The 19,842-nt window shown below is 67.6% G+C and carries 20 protein-coding genes and 1 pseudogene; 18 read left to right on the forward strand and 3 right to left on the reverse strand.

Annotated features, from left to right (window positions below):
• Positions 1-187 precede the first annotated feature (187 nt).
• From NA3_RS27910 to NA3_RS27930, 5 genes are all read left to right on the forward strand, one after another.
• A complete protein-coding gene (locus tag NA3_RS27910) occupies positions 188-688 on the forward strand; it encodes a DUF6301 family protein (RefSeq protein WP_062966648.1) in 501 nt (166 codons plus the stop codon).
• Positions 685-1,134, forward strand: coding sequence for a TY-Chap domain-containing protein (locus NA3_RS27915; protein WP_062966649.1), 450 nt, complete (start codon positions 685-687; stop codon positions 1,132-1,134). The genes NA3_RS27910 and NA3_RS27915 overlap by 4 nt, the downstream gene beginning before the upstream one ends.
• Before the next feature lie 4 nt (positions 1,135-1,138).
• Positions 1,139-2,380, forward strand: a complete 1,242-nt coding sequence (locus NA3_RS27920; protein ID WP_128145199.1) for a DUF6301 family protein — start codon at positions 1,139-1,141, stop codon at positions 2,378-2,380.
• A gap of 213 nt (positions 2,381-2,593) precedes the next feature.
• Complete coding sequence (locus tag NA3_RS27925) at positions 2,594-3,682, forward strand: terpene synthase family protein (protein WP_157126603.1); 1,089 nt, start codon at positions 2,594-2,596, stop codon at positions 3,680-3,682.
• Between the two features lie 135 nt (positions 3,683-3,817).
• Positions 3,818-5,104, forward strand: a complete 1,287-nt coding sequence (locus NA3_RS27930; RefSeq protein ID WP_062966651.1) for a sensor domain-containing diguanylate cyclase — start codon at positions 3,818-3,820, stop codon at positions 5,102-5,104.
• 13 nt (positions 5,105-5,117) lie between these two features.
• Here the strand turns inward: NA3_RS27930 and NA3_RS27935 are convergent, their stop codons facing one another.
• The 3 genes from NA3_RS27935 to NA3_RS27945 form a co-directional block, all read right to left on the reverse strand.
• On the reverse strand, positions 5,118-5,651 hold the full coding sequence (locus NA3_RS27935; protein ID WP_062966744.1) for a dihydrofolate reductase family protein: 534 nt from the start codon (positions 5,649-5,651) through the stop codon (positions 5,118-5,120).
• Positions 5,652-5,742: 91 nt separating this feature from the next.
• Positions 5,743-6,984, reverse strand: a complete 1,242-nt coding sequence (locus NA3_RS27940) for a cytochrome P450 (RefSeq protein WP_062966652.1) — start codon at positions 6,982-6,984, stop codon at positions 5,743-5,745.
• A 178-nt stretch (positions 6,985-7,162) separates the two neighbouring features.
• Complete coding sequence (locus NA3_RS27945; protein ID WP_062966653.1) at positions 7,163-7,723, reverse strand: archease; 561 nt, start codon at positions 7,721-7,723, stop codon at positions 7,163-7,165.
• A 243-nt stretch (positions 7,724-7,966) separates the two neighbouring features.
• Between NA3_RS27945 and NA3_RS27950 the strand changes: the two genes are divergently transcribed.
• From NA3_RS27950 to NA3_RS28010, 13 genes and pseudogenes are all read left to right on the forward strand, one after another.
• On the forward strand, positions 7,967-8,416 hold the full coding sequence (locus NA3_RS27950; RefSeq protein ID WP_062966654.1) for a hypothetical protein: 450 nt from the start codon (positions 7,967-7,969) through the stop codon (positions 8,414-8,416).
• Positions 8,413-9,333 (forward strand): hypothetical protein, encoded by a 921-nt coding sequence (locus tag NA3_RS27955; RefSeq protein WP_062966655.1) that lies wholly within the window; start codon positions 8,413-8,415, stop codon positions 9,331-9,333. The genes NA3_RS27950 and NA3_RS27955 overlap by 4 nt, the downstream gene beginning before the upstream one ends.
• A complete protein-coding gene (locus tag NA3_RS27960) occupies positions 9,320-10,690 on the forward strand; it encodes a V-type ATPase 116kDa subunit family protein (protein ID WP_062966656.1) in 1,371 nt (456 codons plus the stop codon). Before NA3_RS27955 ends, NA3_RS27960 begins: the two co-directional genes overlap by 14 nt.
• Complete coding sequence (locus NA3_RS27965; RefSeq protein WP_062966657.1) at positions 10,684-11,103, forward strand: ATP synthase subunit C; 420 nt, start codon at positions 10,684-10,686, stop codon at positions 11,101-11,103. The genes NA3_RS27960 and NA3_RS27965 overlap by 7 nt, the downstream gene beginning before the upstream one ends.
• Position 11,104: 1 nt before the next feature.
• Positions 11,105-11,323 (forward strand): V-type proton ATPase subunit F family protein, encoded by a 219-nt coding sequence (locus tag NA3_RS27970; protein WP_062966658.1) that lies wholly within the window; start codon positions 11,105-11,107, stop codon positions 11,321-11,323.
• Positions 11,320-11,844, forward strand: a complete 525-nt coding sequence (locus NA3_RS27975; protein ID WP_062966659.1) for a hypothetical protein — start codon at positions 11,320-11,322, stop codon at positions 11,842-11,844. Before NA3_RS27970 ends, NA3_RS27975 begins: the two co-directional genes overlap by 4 nt.
• Positions 11,841-13,550: a V-type ATP synthase subunit A gene (locus tag NA3_RS27980; protein WP_062966660.1), complete on the forward strand. Its 1,710-nt coding sequence runs from the start codon at positions 11,841-11,843 to the stop codon at positions 13,548-13,550. Before NA3_RS27975 ends, NA3_RS27980 begins: the two co-directional genes overlap by 4 nt.
• Positions 13,547-14,977, forward strand: a complete 1,431-nt coding sequence (locus NA3_RS27985; protein WP_084491931.1) for a V-type ATP synthase subunit B — start codon at positions 13,547-13,549, stop codon at positions 14,975-14,977. Before NA3_RS27980 ends, NA3_RS27985 begins: the two co-directional genes overlap by 4 nt.
• Positions 14,977-15,588 carry a V-type ATP synthase subunit D gene (locus NA3_RS27990; RefSeq protein ID WP_062966661.1) on the forward strand — a complete coding sequence of 204 codons (612 nt, stop codon included), beginning with the start codon at positions 14,977-14,979 and terminating at the stop codon, positions 15,586-15,588. Before NA3_RS27985 ends, NA3_RS27990 begins: the two co-directional genes overlap by 1 nt.
• Positions 15,589-15,829: 241 nt before the next feature.
• The gene (locus NA3_RS27995; RefSeq protein ID WP_227995265.1) at positions 15,830-16,597 is read left to right on the forward strand and encodes an alpha/beta fold hydrolase; all 768 of its coding nucleotides are present in this window, start codon (positions 15,830-15,832) and stop codon (positions 16,595-16,597) included.
• A gap of 361 nt (positions 16,598-16,958) precedes the next feature.
• Positions 16,959-18,707, forward strand: coding sequence for a sensor histidine kinase (locus tag NA3_RS28000; protein WP_062966748.1), 1,749 nt, complete (start codon positions 16,959-16,961; stop codon positions 18,705-18,707).
• A gap of 36 nt (positions 18,708-18,743) precedes the next feature.
• Positions 18,744-19,073, forward strand: a pseudogene (locus tag NA3_RS28005) (PPOX class F420-dependent oxidoreductase); the annotation flags it as partial.
• Between the two features lie 117 nt (positions 19,074-19,190).
• A complete protein-coding gene (locus NA3_RS28010) occupies positions 19,191-19,829 on the forward strand; it encodes a TetR/AcrR family transcriptional regulator (RefSeq protein WP_062966662.1) in 639 nt (212 codons plus the stop codon).
• The last annotated feature ends 13 nt before the right edge of the window (positions 19,830-19,842 follow it).

Genomic DNA, 19,842 nt, shown 5'->3' on the forward strand with positions numbered 1-19,842 from the left:
GCATCGCAGGAAGCACGCACGTGACCGATGCGGCACTCGCCCCTACCCGCGCTCCATGAACGCCGAGCGGGGCCCGTCCATGAAGTCACCAAAGCTGGTCCTCACAGGAGCGACAACGGCACCTACGCCGCAAACGGGAGCGGCGGACACGGCGATAATGGGTGAGTCTTGAACGGGAAGGGGCGGGATGGTTTTCATGTCGGATCGGCGGGCGTTGTCGAATGCCGAGATCGCCGATCTAGCAGTCGGTTTGATCGAATTGGACTGGTCCTGGGAGATGGCGGATGCGCGCAGCGTCGCGACGAGTTTCGGGTGGGAGGTGTGTGCTGCTGGTCCGCAGTGGGCCGCCTTCGACGTCGGATTCGGGATGCACTCCGGACATATCAGGTGCCGCGACCGTCGTGCGCACTCGATTCAGGTGGCTGTCACCGAGGCCGTGCTCGATGAGGCCGACGGTAAAGCCTGGGTCCATGACTGTTTCGTGCGGATGTCTGTAGCTGTGTCAGCGCGGATCGGCCAGCCGACACAGAAAATTCCCGGGGAATATCCCGAGATCCGCTGGGCCGCAACCTCAACGACTCTGCGTTTGGTCGAGTTGGACTTTTCTGTCGAGTTGTTTCTGGTCACCAATGCCTATCTCGCCGAGCATGATGCGGCTGTCGAGATGGAGCGGCAGGGCTTGCTGTGACCAGTTGGGAAGAGTTCAGTGTGGGACTGGCCCACGAGTTGATGGCGTTGCCTGCCGGCGCCATGGTGCTGATCGCGGAAATAGATGGCGCCGGTCGCTACGTTCAGTTCGTCCAATCCGAGGACTCGCTGTACGCAGAGCTGATCGGAGACACCTTCCTGGCGGAGGACAATCGGCCCACGCCTGAAGGCCGGCGGCTGATCACCGACTGCGGATGGCAACGTCCCGAAACCAGCCCCGAAGGTGGCGACAACTGGTGGGTCGAACTGCCGTGGCCGGTCCCGTCGGCGATCTACCGGCAGCTCGCCTCCATGGTGGTCGTCGGACTGCGTGATGCTCTGGGTATGCCGTCGCCGACGCTGATGAACTACGACGCCTGGAACGCGAACGACGGAAATCGGCCGTTGGAGATGCCGCAGCTCGGACTGGCCCGCAAACAGGAGTGAGTTGGTGACCCCTATTCGACCGCGCACCGCTCTGTTGCGCCGTCACGACACAGTGACCGCCGAGGGCGAACTCGACCAGAGCTGCCTCGACCAACTCGGTGCCAATCTCAGCCTGACCATGACGGGCACCGTCGACGACCCGCCCGGAACCGAACTCGGCTATCGAGAGATCCCGTCGCCCAGCGGCCCGTACTTCCTCAATTCTCGAATCGCACTCGTTCGCTCCGGCCCACGACAGGTGACCTTCACGCTCGACACCGTGCCCAGTCGCACAACGGTGACCACATTGCAGTGCTTGATCGAAACAGGCGCCCGCGCAGCCGGTCTGACCGTTACGGATACGACACAGACCCCACTGCCTCCGGTTGCCGAGCCGGCCCCCGAGGAAGTGGCTCGGATCGAGGCCAGGCGCCGCCGGAAATTCGCCGAGATCGGTTACGACCCGACGATCGACCTCGGCGCGGTGCCGCTGCAAGCAACCCTCGACGAGGCAAACAGGGAGCCCGCGCCTGACCCATCGCTGTACAAAGTCGGTCCACAACCGTGGCGCGACGCCCAGCAGGCGCACACCGAGGAAGACGTCGATGAGGAACCACCCGCCCCGGTGTGGCAGCCACCTCCGCTGCCGGAGCCATGGGGCAAACCACGCGACACTTCCGAATGCGGAGAACGCGCCACAGCGAGCGAGCGCCTGGAAGCGCCTCTGTTCACCCCGCCGCGCCCACCCGTCGATCGGTCGGTGATGAACGACCAGGAACTGGTGGAATTCGTCCGGCGGATCCGAAATCTGGTGTGGTCGTGGAACATTCACGACCTTATTTCGCTACTCGCCGAGGCCGGCTCGACCGAGATCGTCAAATGGGACGCGCAGCGGCTAACTTTCGACAGCCGCTACAACGTCGCTTCGTCTCACATCAACCTCGTCGGCGACACGGTCACCGACATCGATCTGCCGGTCGCAAGCTTCACGACAGACGACAGCGACGACTCCGCTGCCCGTGTGGAACGGGCGTACACCCGGATGGTCCGCGCGCTGACGAATACCTACGGTGATCCGAGCGCGACGGCGAACGACGGCTCACGTAGCACGTGGGTAGGGATCGAGAACACGGTATCGCTGGTCCGTACCCCTCTTTCGGTTCGAGCGGTCTTCACACTCAACGACGGAGTCAAAATAATCCGCGGCGAAGACAAGCACGAGCACCGGCGACCGAGTACCGAACATCGGCACCCCACCGAGGAATAACCAACTGGTCGATCCCCGCAGCAGTCGTCGGTGCGACGGCCATCATCGAACACCGCTACCCGCAGTTCGCGGCGGTTTCGAAATGGGTTCGCTTCGCTTTCCCACTCCCGCAGGGGGTCCCGATGAAATACTGGTACCCGGTATCGCCAACTGACGGCGACACTTTCGGGTCGGCGGAGGCCGCTCACGGATTGGGAGACGCTTGTGCAGTACATGCCCCGGATCGAATCGGATATCGCCGCAATGCACGCCGAGTACCAGCGACTTCTTCAAGGGGATCGGTGGTCACTACGCGCTCTGTTCAGCACCGACGACTGCGATATCGCGGAGTATTGCCGCGATTTCAGACCGAACCGGTTCGGCGCGGAAGCGTGCGCGCAGGTGGAAGCCTTCTGCCGCAGACACCGGATCTGGCTGGAACGCGGTGGTGCCGCCTACAATTCGATGACGCCCTACCTGCATCCGCGGGCGATCAGCCTCGCGCGGATGACGACGATCGGTATCTACAACGCGATCCTGTTCGCGCTCAACGACACGGTGGGCCGCGAGAAGTTCAGCCACCTGTCCGAGGCCGAGCGAGCACAGGCACAGCTCGAGGTCGACCATCTGTGTCGATTATTCGAGTCCGGCCCGATCAGGCCGGACAACTCCACGCCCATTGTCGAGGCGACCGTCGAATTCCTGACGACCCTCACCGATCAAGCCGAGCCGGTATGGCTGCGGAGATTCCGCGCATCGACGATCGACCACCTGCGCTCGGCGATCCGCGATCAGAACGTCGTCGCGCGCGGTGACCTGCTCAGCGTCGACGACTACATCGCCCTGCGTAACGAGGTTTCGGGGATGTACCCCGCGATCCAGCTGTGCGAGTTCGCGCGCGACACCACCCTGCCCTGGGACCAGCTCACCGCCGCCGGCCTCGCCGAGGATCTGCGCACACTGGAACGCCTGACCGCCGAGGTCGGCGCCCTCATGAACGATGTCTTCTCCTTCGAGAAGGAGGTCATCGTGGACCGCTCGGATTTCAACCTCATCTCGATTCTGCTGCTCAATACGCCCGGCGCGACGCTGGCCGACGCCGTGCTCGGCGCCGCGCAGATCGTGCGCGAGAGATTCACCCACTTCCGCCGGTTGCGCCGAGAGCTGCTCGACCGCTGCACCGTACTCAGCCCACGGCTGGCCACCTCCGTCACCGCCTACATCGACGACCTCGATCAATGCGTCCAGGCGAGCTGGGTGTGGCAATGCGTCACCTCGCGCTACAAGGGCCGGTCGATCTTCGCCGAGGCTCACCACTCGTGAGTAGTCCACCGGTGACGTGACGAATCGGGCATGCAGTACCTTTGATGCAGCGTCACGATCAGCAGTACCAGCCGGGGGAAGCATCGCCGGGCACCCGAAGTAGCAGCAGAAGCGCGTCGGACATGGGGAGTTGGAGTGGACGATCTGAGCACGGCACTCGCCCAGCAATGGGAGCGCGCGCTGGCGACGATTACCACTCACCCTTCCTACGCCGGCGTAGAAATCTCGTTTCTGCGCGGACTCGTGGAAGAACTGCATGCCAGTCTGACCGCGGAGACCTTCGACGCGGCCGCCGGATCCCGAGTGGGAGCGGCGCTGGCGGGTGCCCGGCTCACCGATCCCGCGGTTCCGGTCGTTTCCGCCCCGGTACTGCACGGGCTCACCGAGTTCAGCGATCACCCCGACACCGGCTCGCGCATGGCCGCCCTGCTCGTCGCGTTCGGCCACGGTCACCACTTCCTCGCCGAAGCGGTACGGGCCGACGACGTCGAGGAGGATCGGCGCCGGTTCCGGCTCGTCTTCGACCACGCGTCCATCGCCATCGCGATCGGCGACACCAATGGTGTTCTGCTGGAAGCCAATCCGCATCTGGCCGACATGATCGGGGTACCGGTCGAGTCGCTGCGCGGAATCAGCGTCTACGACTTCGCCCACCCCGACGATCAGGCCGCGATCCGCCAGATGGTCTACGACGACCTCGTACCGGCTCGGGCGGGCACCGCGAAGATCGAACGGCGCCTGCAACGCGCGGACGGCAGCACCGGATGGGCCACATTCGCGATCACCTATGTCCGGAGCGCCTTCGGGCCGGATTATCTGCTGGCCATCGGTGAGGACGTCACCGAACGCCACCAACTGCAGGAGCAGCTCCACTATCAGGCGCGCCACGACGCGCTCACCGAGCTGCCCAACCGCCGCCACCTCCTCGACACACTCAAATCGGTGATCGCTCAGGCCGGCGAGAACGATCTGATGGGGCTGTGCTTCACCGACCTGGACCACTTCAAAGAGGTCAACGACCGATACGGTCACGGTGTCGGCGACCAAGTGCTGGCCACCGTCGCCCGTCGCCTGCACGACAGCCTGCAAGACGACGGATGCCTGGTCGCGCGAATCGGCGGCGACGAATTCGTCATCCTCATCCCGCCCCCGGCCGACACCCGCAGAGTCGCGGCCGTCGCAGACCGCCTGCGCGGCGCCCTCTCGCATCCCCTCATCGTCGGCGGGCACCGGCTCCACATCTCCGCCAGCATCGGAGCCGTGGTCACACCGGTCGCCGGCAAGGAGGCGGAGTGGCTGCTCGACGCGGCCGACACCTCACTGTACGACGCGAAATCCGGCGCCCGAGGCAACTGGATCCTGCACACCGTCCACGCGCCCGAGCCCGCCGACGAGGGCTCCGCCCGATGCGGAAACGCCTGATGAGGCTCGACGGTTATTCGCCGGCCGGCAGCACTCGATAGACGATCTCCACGCCACCGCCGTCCAACGGCCGCGAGCTCTCGAATTCCAGATCGGTCCGCGGATCCAGCGAATCGGTCAGGCGCATGCCGCTGCCGACGAAGAAAGGCAGGACGACGAGTTCGAGCTTGTCGAGAACGCCGAGCGCGCGATAGGTCTCGATCGTGCCGGGTCCACCGATCAGATGGACATCGCCGCCGCGATTGGCCGCGCGCACCTTCTCCAGCAACCGCACCGGGTCGTCGTCGACGGTCACCTCGTCGGGCGTGCCCTCGGGCCGGTGCGAACCCAGCACGAAGACCTCCAGATCCGGCCACGGCCAGCGATCGGCGGACAGCGCCGGTTCGAAGGTCGTGCGGCCCATCAACGCGGCCTCGCAGGTGCGCAGGAATTCGGCGATGCCGTGACTGCCGGGACCGTGCACCGGATCGATGACCTGAGGCGGCCAGCCGTCCGGAGTCGTCACATAGCCATCGGCGGTCATGCACAGGCGGGCCAGGATCTGCATCAATTCATCCGTTCTGTCGAGTTCGCAGAAGAGACGACGCACGCAGCGAGAAATCATCGGCGGTTCGCTCCGGCCCCCCGGAGACGGGCCTTCACCGACCCCGGTAGCTCACCTGGAATTCCTTGATGCCGTTCAACCAGCCCGACCGCAACCGCCGCGGGTCGCCCAGTTTGGTGATATCGGGGAGATGGTCGGCGACGGCGTTGAAGATCAGGTCGATCTCCAGTCTGGCCAGGTTGGCGCCGATGCAGAAATGGGCACCCGTACCGCCGAATGCCAAGTGCGGGTTGGGATCACGCGTGATGTCGAAGGTGAACGGAGCGTCGAAGACCTCTTCGTCGAAATTCGCGGATCGGTAGACGATCAGTACCCGCTGGCCCTTGCGGATGCGCACGCCACCGAGTTCGGTGTCCTCCAGCGCGGTTCGCTGGAACGTACTCACCGGCGTCGCCCATCGGACGATCTCGTCGACGGCGGTCTTGGGTCGCTGCGACTTGAAAAGCTCCCATTGGTCCGGGTTTTCGAGAAAAGCGATCATTCCGTGCGTAATCGCGTTACGGGTGGTCTCGTTGCCCGCCACGGCCAGGAGGATGACGAAGAAGCCGAACTCCTCCGAGGTCAGCGCTTCCCCGTCGACATCGGCGTGGACCAGTTCGGTCACGATGTCGTCGGCCGGGCGCGACTTGCGCGCCTCGGCCATCTGCCAGGCGTAGGCCAGGAGTTCGGCGGAGGCGGCCAGCGGGTCGACGCCGGCGTACTCCGGGTCGTCGTAGCCGATCATTTCGTTGGACCACCGGAAGATCTTCATCCGGTCCTCCTGCGGCACGCCGATCAGTTCCGCGATCGCCTGCAACGGCAGTTCGCAGGCCACCTGCGTGACGAAGTCGCCCGCGCCCGCCTCGGCGGCGGCGGTAACGATGGCCTCGGCGCGGGCTGACAACTCCGCGCGCAACCCGTTGACCGCCCGCGGCGTGAACCCTTTCGAGATCAGCTTGCGCATCCGGGTGTGTTGCGGCGCATCCTGATTGAGCAGTACCAGCCGCTGCATCTCCATTCGCTCGGGGGTGAGTTCGACGCCGTATCGCGGCAGTGCGGTGTTCTCCGCGTTGGAGAACACATCGCTGCGCCGGGACACCTCCTTGACGTCGGCGTGTTTGGTCACGACCCAGAATCCGTCGTCCGGAAAACCGTCGACACCCGGCGCCTTCGCATTCCACCAGATCGGGGCCGCACGGCGCAGTTCCGCCAGCTCGTCGACCGGCACGCGCCGGGCCCACATATCCGGATCCGTGACGTCGAAATCTCGCGGGATATCGGGACGTGTCGCACGCATATCAACCACCGGGCCGTCATCGCTGACTGAAACAGGTTCTAGAGATATTCAAGCACAATCAGCGTCGCCCGATACGCGTCTCGAGCGACCTCACTGGTCGCCGCAGCCGGCCGCGACGGTGGGATCCACGCCGATCTATGCCGACAGCGGAGGCGACAGCCTGCGTGTCACCCCGCTGTCAGCCGAGCTGCGCGGGTGCGCTCGAGATGACGTGCTGAATCCGCGGAATGGCCTCCGGAGCGGGTGTGCACGCCAGTTCGTCCGACTCCACACTCCTGTCCAGCGACACATCGCAGTGCCAGCCACCGGGCTCGGATCGCAGACCGATGGTCCGTACGTATACGGACTCCAGTGCGTTTTCGCCGCCGTTCAGATCGGCGGTCTCGAACCGGATGTCCCAGCCGTTCGACCGTTCGATGCTGGTGGTCACCGGGATCCTGCCGAAGACGCGCCGGTGGTAGACGACCCAGTCCAAGAGGTATCCCAGCAGGTCTTCGGGATCGTTGGAGATGTGTGTCCATTCGATCGCTTCGGAAGCGGCCGGTCTGGGTGGGGTCACGAAACAGTCCACCAACGCGTCGACCGCTTCGCACAGACACCCTTCGCATGTCGGCGCCCATGCCTCGAGTTCGATCTCGGCCTCGCGTGTAGACGAGCTGTGACCAGCTGGTTTCACGGCCATGACCTCCCACGGATTGCGGCCGGCTCGCGCGGGGTGCGCCGGCGAGACGCGGCCCATTCAGCGTGCTGGGACCTGTCCTGCCGATGGTCCACCACCACGGGCGGATGCGCCAGGGCTGACGGACCCGTGTTCGGCGGTCATCGGTCACCGGACAGATTCGGCCGCGTCATCCGACCATCGCCGTCATGGTGAGAAGAGAAGAAGGTCCCTGTGTTCCGTCGACCCGCGCCCCTACGGAAGCGGCAGCGGCGCGGATGAGAATCAGCAGGTCACTTCGATCGTGAACGGAAGGGCATCGAGATGCCTCGCTGGAGCGATTTCCTGGAGCGGTTCCGAGCGGCCGCGGCGCCGGGCGCCGCCGCCCCGCGCGGGGTGCCCGCGGATCGCGCCCGAGGCGCTGCCGAAGAGCTACAGCCGCTGCTGATGCTCCTCGACCCGGTCGAGGACGAGGCGCGCCGGATCCGCCGGCTCGCGCAGGCGCAGGCCGCGCAACTGCGCCGGGATGGTGACCGCCGGGGCGAGCAGGCCGTCGCGGATGCTCGCGCGAGTATGGAGAGCATTGCGGAGCAAGCGATGTCGCGCGCCCTCGCCGAGACCGCCGAGGAGGTCGGTGACGCCGACCGGGTGGTGCGACAGCTGGAGGCCGATGTGGCGCAGCGCCTACCCGAGTACGTCGATCGAGCCGTACGGGCCGCGCACACCATCGTCGCGGAATTGGGCGGACCCGACACGAAGGCGACGTCGCGATGAGCCCCGGCTGGGTGGCGGGCAACGTGCGAGCCATGGGACTGGCTCGGCGGCGATCGGGCGCCGCGGGTGCCCGCCGGCTCGCGGACGCGGGATCGTTGGTGGCCGCACAGCAGCTGCTGGCCGACAGCGGCTATCGCCACCGGATCAGCATCGGCGCCGGCCTGGCGGAGACGGAGCATGCCGTATCCGCGGCCGCGCTGTGGCAGATGCGCGTCCTGGCGGGCTGGCAGCCGCCCGCGGGTGTCCGCATGTTGCGCGCATTGGCCGGTGGCTTCGAAGCGGCCAATATCCAGGCGTCGGCGCGGGCGTTGGCCGGCGGATCGCCGGCCCCGGAGTATGAGCTCGGCGCCCTCGGGTGGGCCTGGTCGCGGCTGCGCGAGGCGACAACATGCGCGGAGCTGCGCGAGGCGATGGCCCATTCGATGTGGGGCGACCCCGGCAGCCCGCGGCCGCAGGACATCGCCGATGCCGCGCTCCTCGCGTGGGCGGCTCGGATCGGTTCGGACGTCGGCAGGGCAGTCGAGTGGGCCGCGGGCGCGGCCGCACTGGTCATCGCCCGGCGTCAGGTGCTCCAGCGGTCGCCGCTACCGGACCAGGCGAGACGTCCGGCCGTGCGCCTGCTCGGCGCCGCTGCCGTCGAGGCGCAGGAATGGCAGGCGCTCGTCGCCGCGCTGCCCCGCCGCGCACAGTGGGTGCTCGACGGTGTCGATACCCCGATGGAACTGTGGCGGTGCGAAATACGCTGGTGGCGCCGGGTCGAAACGGACGGCACACGTCTGCTCGGCAGCGGCCGGTTCGGAAGCGACACACCCATCGGCGCGTATGCCGTTTCGATCGCGGAGGCGTGGCGGGTGCGGTCGGCGCTCGAGGTTTGCGCGGGCGCAGCTGCGATGGAGGCCCTCGATGCGCTGGCGTGACTCGCTCGTCCCCGTGCGTATGCAGCGGGTGGCACTGGTGGCCTCGGCCGGCACCCTTCGAGGAATGCTGGTCCGGGTGGCCGAGACCGGGGTGGTGGACTTCGGCGATACGGGCGCCGGGAGCGATGTCCGAACCACGGGGGCAGCGGCGTTGTCGGTCGATGAGCAGGATGCGACCACACTCCGACAGTCCGGCCGCGCAGACCTGATCGCCGGGGAGGAGCAGTTGCGCTCCCTGTCCGACGCAGCCGTCCGCCGCGGCGACGTGGCCGCCCTGGCAGGGTGGTGCCCGAAATCCGAAACAGCTACGCTCAGAACGGGATTGGCGGCGTTGGGCGCCGCGGTGGTCGACCTCCGGCCACCCGCCGGCGTGGATCCTCCTACTCGGCTGACGAACCGGACCCCGGCGCGCCGTGCCTTCGCGCCCTTGCTCCGCATCTATACGACCATCCCCTACGCGGATATCGATCCCACGATTCCCGCGGGTCTCGCCTACATCGTGATGTTCGGCATGATGTTCGGCGATGCGGGGCATGGGCTGCTGCTGGTCGCCGGCGCGCTGGTGCTGCGCAGCGGTCACCCGAAACGACTCGCCCGGTGGCGTCAGCTCTGGTTGTTCGTGGCAGGGGCCGGAATCGCGGCGACCGGATTCGGCGTGCTGTACGGGGAATTCTTCGGCCCCACCGGGGTTCTGCCCGTGCTGTGGCTCGATCCCCTCGACGAACCGGTGCGACTGATGGTCACGGCGGTCGCGGTCGGCGCCGTCCTGTTGGCGATCTCGTACGCCATGGGCACTGCCAACCGGTGGCGGGAAGGCGGCCTTCGGCTCGCACTGTACTCGTCGTCCGGAATCGCCGGAGCGACAACGTTTCTGGGTCTCGGTGTGATCACCGCCGGAGTGCTCGCACACGAGGTGCCGGTTCTGATCGCCGGTATCGCCGCGACCGGCGCAGGGCTCGTCCTGTCGACGATGGGGATGTTCGCCGAGGCCGGCGGTGGGAGTGCGGGAGTCGTCCGTTCCGGTGTCGGCGTGATCGACCTGGTCATGCACATAGGGGCGAATTCGATCTCGTTCGCCCGGCTGGCCGCCTTCGGTATGACTCACGCCGCGCTGGGCTGGCTGGTCTGGCAGGCCACCACTGCCGTCGCCGGCCGGAGTGGTATCGGAATCGCCTTCGCCGCAGTGATTTTCGTACTCGGCAATGCCGTCGCGTTCGCTCTCGAGACATTGATCGCGGGTGTGCAGGCCCTGCGGCTCGAATTCTACGAATTGTTCTCCAGGGTCTTCGTGGAAGCCGGACGGCCGTTCACCCCCTGGCACATCCCGGTGATCGAAACGAGGAGTGCGTCGTGCTGACATGGATAGTCTCGTTGCCGCTACTGGTCGTCGCGTCCGTGGCCGGGGTGCTGTTACTGCGTCGGCCGAGCCGACGCGCATCGGCCCTCGCGGCCGGCATGGCGGGTGGCCTGCTGATCGCCGGCACGGCGGCCGCCGTCGTCGCCCTCTCGGCCGGCCCGGCGACGGCGGCGACCGCGGCGGCCGGTTCGTCATCGAGTACGAACGGAGCCGCGCTCATCGCCGCTGCGATCGCGGTGGCCGGCTCCTCGGTGGCGGCCGGGCTCGCGGTCGCCTACACCGGTGCCGCCGCGCTGGCCGCGTTGAGCGAACGGCCCGAGTTGTTCGGGCGCGCCATGGTGATCGTGGGGCTGGCCGAAGGTATCGCGATCTACGGGCTGATCGTCGCGGTCATGCTGATCGCGAAGGGGTGAGATGGGCACCGTCGCGGTCATCGGGGACCCGGCCCGAATCCAGGGCTACGCGCTGGCCGGCGCCACCATCTTCCCGGCCACCGACGCGGAGGCGGTTGTGCGGGCATGGTCGGCGTTGCGACCACAGACAACGCTGGCCGTGCTCACCGCGGCGGCCGCCGAATGCCTGACGGCGCAACAGCTCGACGAAGGTCCACTGGCGGTGGTGATGCCGGAATGAACACATCGGCCGTCACCGACGCCCTCGACGCCCTGACACCGGTCCGCACCGACATCCTCCGGCGCGCCAACGATGATGCCGCACACACCCTTCGAGAAGCCCGCGCATACGCCGACGCCCGGAAGGCCGCTGCCGCAGCCGAATGCGAAGCCATCACCGTTCGCGCGGTGGAGACGGGACGGCGACGAGCGGCCGCGGAACTGACCGCACGACGCAACCGCACCGCCGAGCGACAGCGGAACCTGATCCTGGCCGCCCAGCGCAACGCCTACAGCAGGTGGCGAGCCGCAGCCACCACGGCAGTACTGGCCTGGCGCGAGGAACCAGGGTATGGGCGGCTCGAGGAAACGTTGCGGACGGCGGCCCGCCGATCACTCGGCCCGGACGTCGGCATCGAAGCGGATCCGGCCGGAGGCATCGTCGCCCGGTCGCGGGACCGGGTACTCGATCTGCGCTTGGTCACTCTCGCGGCCCGCGCGATCGAACAGGTCGAACCCGATATCGGCGGGCTCTGGTCATGAGCGTCGTGTTGCGAGTATCGGGACCGCTGGTGGAGGTCAGCGCCTTTCCCGGAATGGCGATGAACCACCTGGTCGCCCTGGGTGAGGAAGCTCTGCCGGCGGAAATCGTTCGCATCGACGAGGAGCGGGCGACGGTCCAGGCATTCGAATACACGGGCGGATTGCGGCCCGGTTCGGCGGTTGCCCCCTTGCACGCGCCGCTGTCGGTTTCGCTGTCACCGGAGCTGCTCGGCGGCGTCTTCGACGGCATGCTGCGGCCGCTGGCGGACGCGCCGACGTGGCTGCTGCCCAGGGGCGCTGATCGGCCGGTGGCGCGCCGCCACCATTTCCGTCCGTCCGTCGAGGTGGGGACCACGGTCGGCCCGGGGACCGTCGTCGGTGTGTTGACCGATTGCGGTCCGGTGGAATACCGGGTCCTCGTTCCTCCCGGTGTGAGCGGCGAGGTGGAAACGGTTGTCGCGGAAGGGGATTATTCGAGCGAGGAGGCGGTGGCCGGTGTCGGCGGCCGGCCGGTGCGGATCGCGCAGCGCTGGCCGGTCCGGAACGCGCGTCCGCACCGCGGCCCGGCGGGCACCGCGAAGCCGTTGCTCACCGGCCAACGGGTTGTCGATCTGCTGTTTCCGGTCCTCGAGGGTGGAACGGTCGGTGTGCCAGGAGGTTTCGGCACCGGGAAGACGATGCTGCTCCAGCAGATCGCCAAGTGGTGCACCGCCGACGTGATCGTCTACGTGGGCTGTGGTGAACGGGGAAACGAGCTGGCGGACATCATCGACGAGCTGTTCGCGCTCAGCGACCCGCGCAGCGGCGGAAAGCTGATTCAGCGCACGGTCATCATCGCCAACACCTCCAATATGCCGATGATGGCCCGTGAGGCCAGTGTGTACACCGGCGTCACGGTGGCCGAGTACTTCCGCGACATGGGCTACGACACCGTCATCGTCGCGGATTCGACCTCGCGATGGGCCGAAGCCCTGCGGGAGTTCGCATCTCGCCTGGGGGCGCTGCCCGCGGAAGAGGGATACCCGGCCGACCTCGGGTCGGCGCTGGCCGCCTTCTACGAGCGCGCGGGCGCGGTGCGGACCTCGGGCGGCGGTTCCGGCTCGGTGACGATCATCGGAGCCGTGTCACCGCCGGGCGGAGATCTGTCGGAGCCGGTGACCGCGCAGACCGAGCGATTCGTGCGTTGCCGATGGAGTCTCGACCGGGAGCTGGCCTACGCCCGGCACTATCCCGCGGTTTCCTGGTCGGGATCCTTCTCCTACGACGTCGACGCCGTGGCCGCCGGATACGACCGAGCCGGAGACCGGATGTGGGGCGAGCGCCGCGGTCGTGTCGTCGCGCTGCTCGCGGAAGCGGATCGGCTCGCGACGTTGACCGAACTGATCGGGCTGGAAGCGCTTCCCGCCGACCAGAGGGTGACGGTGCTGGCCGGCCGCCTGCTCAGAGAAGGGCTGCTGACGCAGAATGCGCTGTCGGCCAATGATTCTCATTGCACGATGGCCAAAACCGTGGCATTGACCGACGCCTTGACGACGGTGATCGATCGGTGCCGGGAGGCGGTCGCGAAAGACGTCGCGCCGGAACGCGTCGAGGAGTTGGATTTCGGACCTTTGGTGCGAGCTCGCGAGACGGCCGGACCGGACGACGTGTCGGCGGTGGTGCGGTTGCGAGACGAAACGCTGGCCCGGATAGGGAGACTGAGATGACAGCCGCGGAACCTCAGCCGACCGTGACGCCGCTATCGTCCGGGCGCAGAGTCACTCGCAACTGGGTCGAGTACACGCGGGTGCGCGAACTGCGAGGCCCGCTGCTGGTCGTCTCCGGCGTGGAGGGGGTGGGGTGGGACGAATTCGTGCGGGTGAGTACCGGTGACGGCGGGAGCCGCCACGGGGTGGTGCTGGATGTCGCGCACGACGTCGCCGTGGTGGAGATGCTGGAAGGAACCGCGGGTATGGACCCCGGCGCCGTCCGCGCCGAATTCACCGGCGCCCCTTACGAAATTCCCGTCGGGGAAGGCTGGCTGGGCCGGGTGTGCAATGGCCGCGGCGTCCCACTGGACGGCGGTCCACCGGTCACCGGTACGCGGCTGCCCGTAGGCGGCACTCCGCTCAATCCGGTCCGGCGGGAGGCACCCGTGGAGGCGGTTCTCACGGGGGTGTCGGTGATCGACGCACTCACCACACTCGTACGGGGACAGAAGCTGCCGATATTCTCACCGCCCGGCCTGCCGCACCTGCGCCTGGCATGTCAGATCGCCGCACAGAGCGGAACGGGCGGGGAGTCGTTCTGTGTGGTGGTCGCGACGATGGGTGTGACCCATGCGGATGCCCGCTTCGTCCGTGAGGCGCTTGCCGAGCGCGGCGCAGCACAGCAATTGGTGCTGCTGCTGAATCTCGCGGACGATCCGGTGGTCGAACGCATTCTCACGCCGAGGATCGCGTTGACGATCGCCGAACAGCTGGCATTCGGCGAATCGGGCGGGCGGCACGTGCTGGTCGTGCTCACCGACATGACCAACTACTCCGGAGCATTGCGGGAAGTCTCGGCCGCCCGCGGTGAAATTCCCGGCCGCCGAGCCTATCCGGGCTACCTGTACAGCGATCTCGCCTCGATATACGAACGGTGCGGCCGTATCCGCGGCCGGCCGGGGTCGGTGACGCTCGTACCGGTGGTGACCATGCCCGGAGCCGACATCACCCATCCGGTGCCGGACCTGACGGGCTACATCACCGAAGGCCAGATAGTGCTGTCGGCAAGCGAACAGGCCCGCGGCATCTATCCGCCCGTCGACGCACTGGGTTCGCTGTCACGACTGATGCGCCACGGCGCCGGGGCCGGGCGCACCCGCGACGATCATCTGCCGGTGGCCGCACAGTCGCTCGCCGCCCTCGCCCGGGCACGGCAGGTGCGCGAACTCACCGAAATGATCGGCACCGCCGGGCTGACCGCCGCCGATCGCGCCTATCTGGATTTCGACGACGCGTTCCGGACCGAGTTCGTAGATCAAGGCGCCACCGAGAGCCGAAGTCTCGACGACACCATCGATCGCGCGTGGCGGGTGCTGCTCGCGTTGCCTACCGCGGAATTGACCATGCTGCCCGAAGCGCTTCTCGAGTCACACGGAGGTGGCTGATGGCGGCATTGCCGGTTCCCCCGGGCCGGGCCGGGCGCGTGTGGCTCCGCGGACGCCTCGAGGCTGCCCTTACCGCGGTGACACTGCTGGAGCAGAAACAGGCGCTGCTGGAAAGGGAGCACCGGACGCTGTTCGCCCGGTGTGAGGCCACGCGTGCGGACTGGATCGCGGCGAGTGAAACGGCTCGCGTGTGGTACCAGCGCGCGGCGCTGTCCGGCGGGCGGCGTGCGCTCACCTTGGCCACACCGGCCCAGCCGTGCGATGTGACCGTTACCGCGAAGACAGTCGTCGGTGTGCGCTATCCGGTGTCGGCGGACTGCGCCTTTCCGCCGCCCGACGCCGATACGGTCGTCATCGGTGCGGCAGTGCCGACGGCCTCCGAAGCCGCACGCGACGCCATTCGGGCGGCAGCCTCACACGCCACGGCAGTGGCGGCCGCTCGCATCGTCGAGCACGAACTCGCCGGCGCCCAGGTGCGATTGCGAGCGTTGCGGCACCGGCGAATTCCGCAAGTGCGGTCCGCATTGGCCGAACTGGAGCTTTCGCTCGAGGAGCGAGAGCGCGCGGAGCAGATACCGTTTCTGCTGCGGCCGGACCTACGCGGACGCTGAACTCCGCCGCTACGCCGTGCGCAGACACCGTCCGGTAGCCGAACCGCGATCACGGACGACCCTCGCCCGCCGAAAGTCCTTCACGTCGTGGACCAGCGTCCCGAACGAGCCGGACGTTGCACCCTTCCACTCGAACAGCGCTCTCGACGAGGCTGGATCCGACGCGGCTCTTTCCCGTCCCAGGTCTGCCGCATCACCGCGACGATGTGTGACCGTTTGCGCAGGCACGAACGGGCCCCGCGTGCTCTTTCTGCACGGCTGGGGATTGGGGAGATACGCCTATACCGGGCCGCTCGAGGAACTCGTTCGCATGGGAGTGCACGTCTTCGCCCCGGCGCTGCCCGGTTTCGGAGGCACCGCCGGGTTGCCGATCGAGCATCGGTCGCTCGCCGGCTACGCCCGGTGGGTGGGAGCCCTCATCGAGGCGATCGACCTTCCCCTGCCGGTCACCGTGGTCGGGCATTCGTTCGGCGGCGGCGTCGCGATTCAGGCCGCTCACGATGTGCCCGGGCTCGCCGAGCGGCTCGTGCTCGTGAACTCCATCGGCGGCTCGGCATGGACCGACGGTCGCGGGGTGGCGCGCGCCCTTCGTGAACGTCCGCTGTGGGATTGGGGCCTGCACTTGCCGGCGGACCTGCTGCCCGGTCGCCAACTGACCCGGGTGCTGCCGGTGATCATGCGTGATGCGGTGCCCAACGTCCTGCGGAACCCGACAGCGGTGTGGGAAGTCGCCCATGTGGCCCGGACCGCCAACCTCGCCTCCGAACTGACCGCGCTCTCCGAGCGCCGGCTGCCGGTCTTCGTGGTGTGGAGCAAGCGAGACACGGTGATCCCCGAATCCACGTCGATGTCGCTGCGGACCGCCCTGGGCGACCCCCGAACGATCACGGTGCCGGGCGGGCACGGCTGGCTCATCGACGACCCGCACGCCTTCGGAGAGCTCATCACCAACGTCGTCCTCGAACCCGGCTCCGGCCTCGAGCCCGACACCCGCCCGACGGCACAGTAGCGCGCATCGGCACGATCAACGCGCCGACATCCGCCGGATCCTCCACGCGACCACGGTGGAGTGGCGCGTCGAGGAAAATCATTGCCGCCGAGGGCGAATCGCTGGCCGCCGCCTCACTCGGCAGGCGTCCGACACCATGGTCGCGCACCCGCCGGCGCTGCAGTTGCGCAATAGGACGGCCACGAGAGCCTGCGTCTGCGGGCTCGTCGCGGCGGGAACGACGCGTATCCACGGCCGTCGGGCGTTCTCGCTGGCGTCGGGCGGCGCGGCGTTTTACGCTACAAACAGCGCCGATTCGACAAGAAGACGTCACAACTCTCGATCCTGCGGCACCTGGTTGCCGGTGAGGGAGGTGGCCGCCATGGGCGGCGAACCGTCTGGCAGCAACGCAGCCGACCGCGCCACTGCCGGCCAGGAAGCGGTGCGTCATGCGGTCTCGCAGCTGCGACTGCACACGGTTCTTTCCGAGCTCCGTGATCGTGTCGAGGACGTCATCGATGCCCGCGACCAGATGGACGGGCTGGTCGAGGCGATGCTGGCGGTCACGGCCACCCTGAATCTCGACGACACCCTGCGCACGATCGTGCACGCTGCCATGAGCTTGGTCGGAGCGCGTTACGGCGCCGTCGGCGTCGTGGGACCCGACGGCGACCTGGCCCGGTTCATCCACGAAGGTATCGACGCCGAGACCGTCACGCGGATCGGGCACCTCCCGCGCGGACGGGGCGTGCTGCGAGTGACACTCGACGATCCGAAACCGCTGCGCCTGAACGACCTCGGCCGGCACCCGGAATCGGTGGGGGTGCCTCCCCAGCATCCACCGATGCACAGCTTTCTCGGGGTGCCGCTACGCATCCGTGGCGAGAATTTCGGCAGCCTGTATCTGACCGAGAAGACCGGCGGGCACTCGTTCACCGCCGACGACGAAGTCCTCGTCAGTGCCCTCGCTTCCGCGGCCGGCATCGCCGTCGACAACGCGCGACTGTTCGGGTCCGCCGAGCGCCGCCAACGGTGGATCGCGGCGACCTCCGATCTGACCACCGAATTCCTCGGCGCGGCCGACCCCGAAACGGTCCTGTGCCACGTGGTCGACCGGGCACGGGAACTGACCGAATCCGAACGAGCATGGGTCGCCGTCAACCCCGACCCCGACGTTCCCATCGATGAAGTCACCGAATTGCACATCGCCCAATCGTCCGGGCCGAACGCGCGCCTCGACCGGCGAATTCCGGTCGCCGGCGCCATCGCGCGGGTTTTCCGCGGCAGCACATCGGCCGCCTATCCACGCATCGACACCGACGACAGCTCCTTGTTCGGAGAGGGACCGGTGCTGCTGCTGCCGCTGCACACCGGCGCTACCGCGCTCGGTGTGCTGGTATGCGGCCGCCCGCCCGGGGACCCGCCCTATCCGGGCGAGGTCGCCGCGCTGTGCGAAGGGTTCACCGAACACGCCGCCCTCGCGCTGGACCAGGCCCGGATGCAGCAGCGCGTCCGCGAACTCGACGTGTTCGCCGACCGCGACCGCATCGCCCGCGACCTGCACGACCACGTCATCCAGCGGGTGTTCGCCATCGGACTCTCGCTCCAGGGCGCCATCGGCTACAGCCACCGCGCCGACGTGCGCCGGCGCCTGTCCGACGCCGTCGACGAACTGCAACAGGTCATCACCGACATCCGCGGCAGCATCTACGAGTTACACGCCGATACCGGACTCACCCGGCTGCGCCAACGCATCGCCGACATCATCCGCCGCCACGCCGAGCCCGCCGGCCTGCACGTCGCCACCCACTTCACCGGCCCACTCGACGCGGTACCGGCGGAACTGGCCGACCACGCCGAAGCCGTCGTCGCCGAAGCGGTCAGCAACGCCGTCCGCCACGCGGAGGCCGACACAGTCGCCCTCGACATCACCGTCGACGACGTCCTCACCATCACCGTCGAGGACAACGGAATCGGCATCCCGACCGACGCCGACCTCACCGTCAGCGGCCTGTCGAACCTCGCGCACCGCGCCTGCGACGCCGGGGGCAGCTTCGATCGGGGACCCGCCGAATCTCCCGGGCCCCACGGGCCCGGCACCCGCCTCACCTGGACGGCCCCACTACCCTGAGCGCCCTGCGGTCGGCGTCCTACGGGCGGCCGGACACCCAAGCCCACGCCGGTCTGGGGTGTGCCGGAGGGCGACAAGCTGCTGGTCATCACCGACGACGGATCCTGGAGAACCAAACGGATCAGAAACACCCCGCGAGTCACCATCCAGAAATGCGGAGCGCTGGACAAGGTGATGGGAGAACCGGTCGAGGCCGTCGCACGCATGCTGCCCAAGTCCGAAACACGGCGCGTTTTCGACAAGATCGTCAAACGGTATTGGAACCATGCCTTCTACTTCGTCCCGCAGGCCGTTCTGCGGGGCGGCATCGACACAGTGCACGCCGCCATCGAAATCCAGGCGGTACCACCGACTTCCGACGTGTAGAAGTCGTGCCGAGGTCATCGCTCGTCGTCGCTGCGCATGAATCCGCGTGACCGGACACCAGGTCTGATGTTTTCCTCAGATACGATTTCGGTGACGATATCGACGCAGGAGGGCCTGATGACCACCGAACCCGTCGCGCGCAACCGTGTCGATCGGCGCCGCGAGCGCACCCGGAACGCGTTGCTCGGCGCCGCCCGGAAGTTCCTGTCCGAAGGGCGAACCGCGGTGAGCATTCAGGAGATCACCGACGCCGCCGACGTCGGATTCGGCTCCTTCTACAACCATTTCGAGTCGAAGGATCAGCTCTTCGACGCGGCGGTGCGCTCGGCGTTGCAGGTCTACAGCGAAATGCGCGACGCCGTCGTCGCGCTCTACGACGATCCGGCCGAAGTGTTCGCGGTGAGTTTCCGCATGACCGGACGTTTGCAGCGCCAGGTCCCGGAGATGGTCCGGGTGATCTTGAACTCCGGGATGTCGGTGTTGCTGCGCGAGGAAGGTCTGGCCCCGCGCGCCCGCCACGACATCATCGCCGCCCAGGAGGCGGGCCGCTTCGAGCCCATGGACCCCGATATGGCGGTGATGGCCGCGGGCGGAGCACTACTCGGGCTCCTGCAATTGCTCGACGCGCAACCCGACGCCGACGTCGAGGCCAGAACGGACGACATGGCGTTCCACGTCTTGCGCATGTTCGGAATGAACAAGCGATCGGCACACAAGCTCAGCACCAACCCGCTGCCACCGCAACCCCAGCTCTGAACACCGCGACCGG

This window comes from Nocardia africana NBRC 100379 (genome assembly GCF_001612635.1).
GTDB classification, from domain to species: Bacteria; Actinomycetota; Actinomycetes; order Mycobacteriales; family Mycobacteriaceae; genus Nocardia; species Nocardia africana.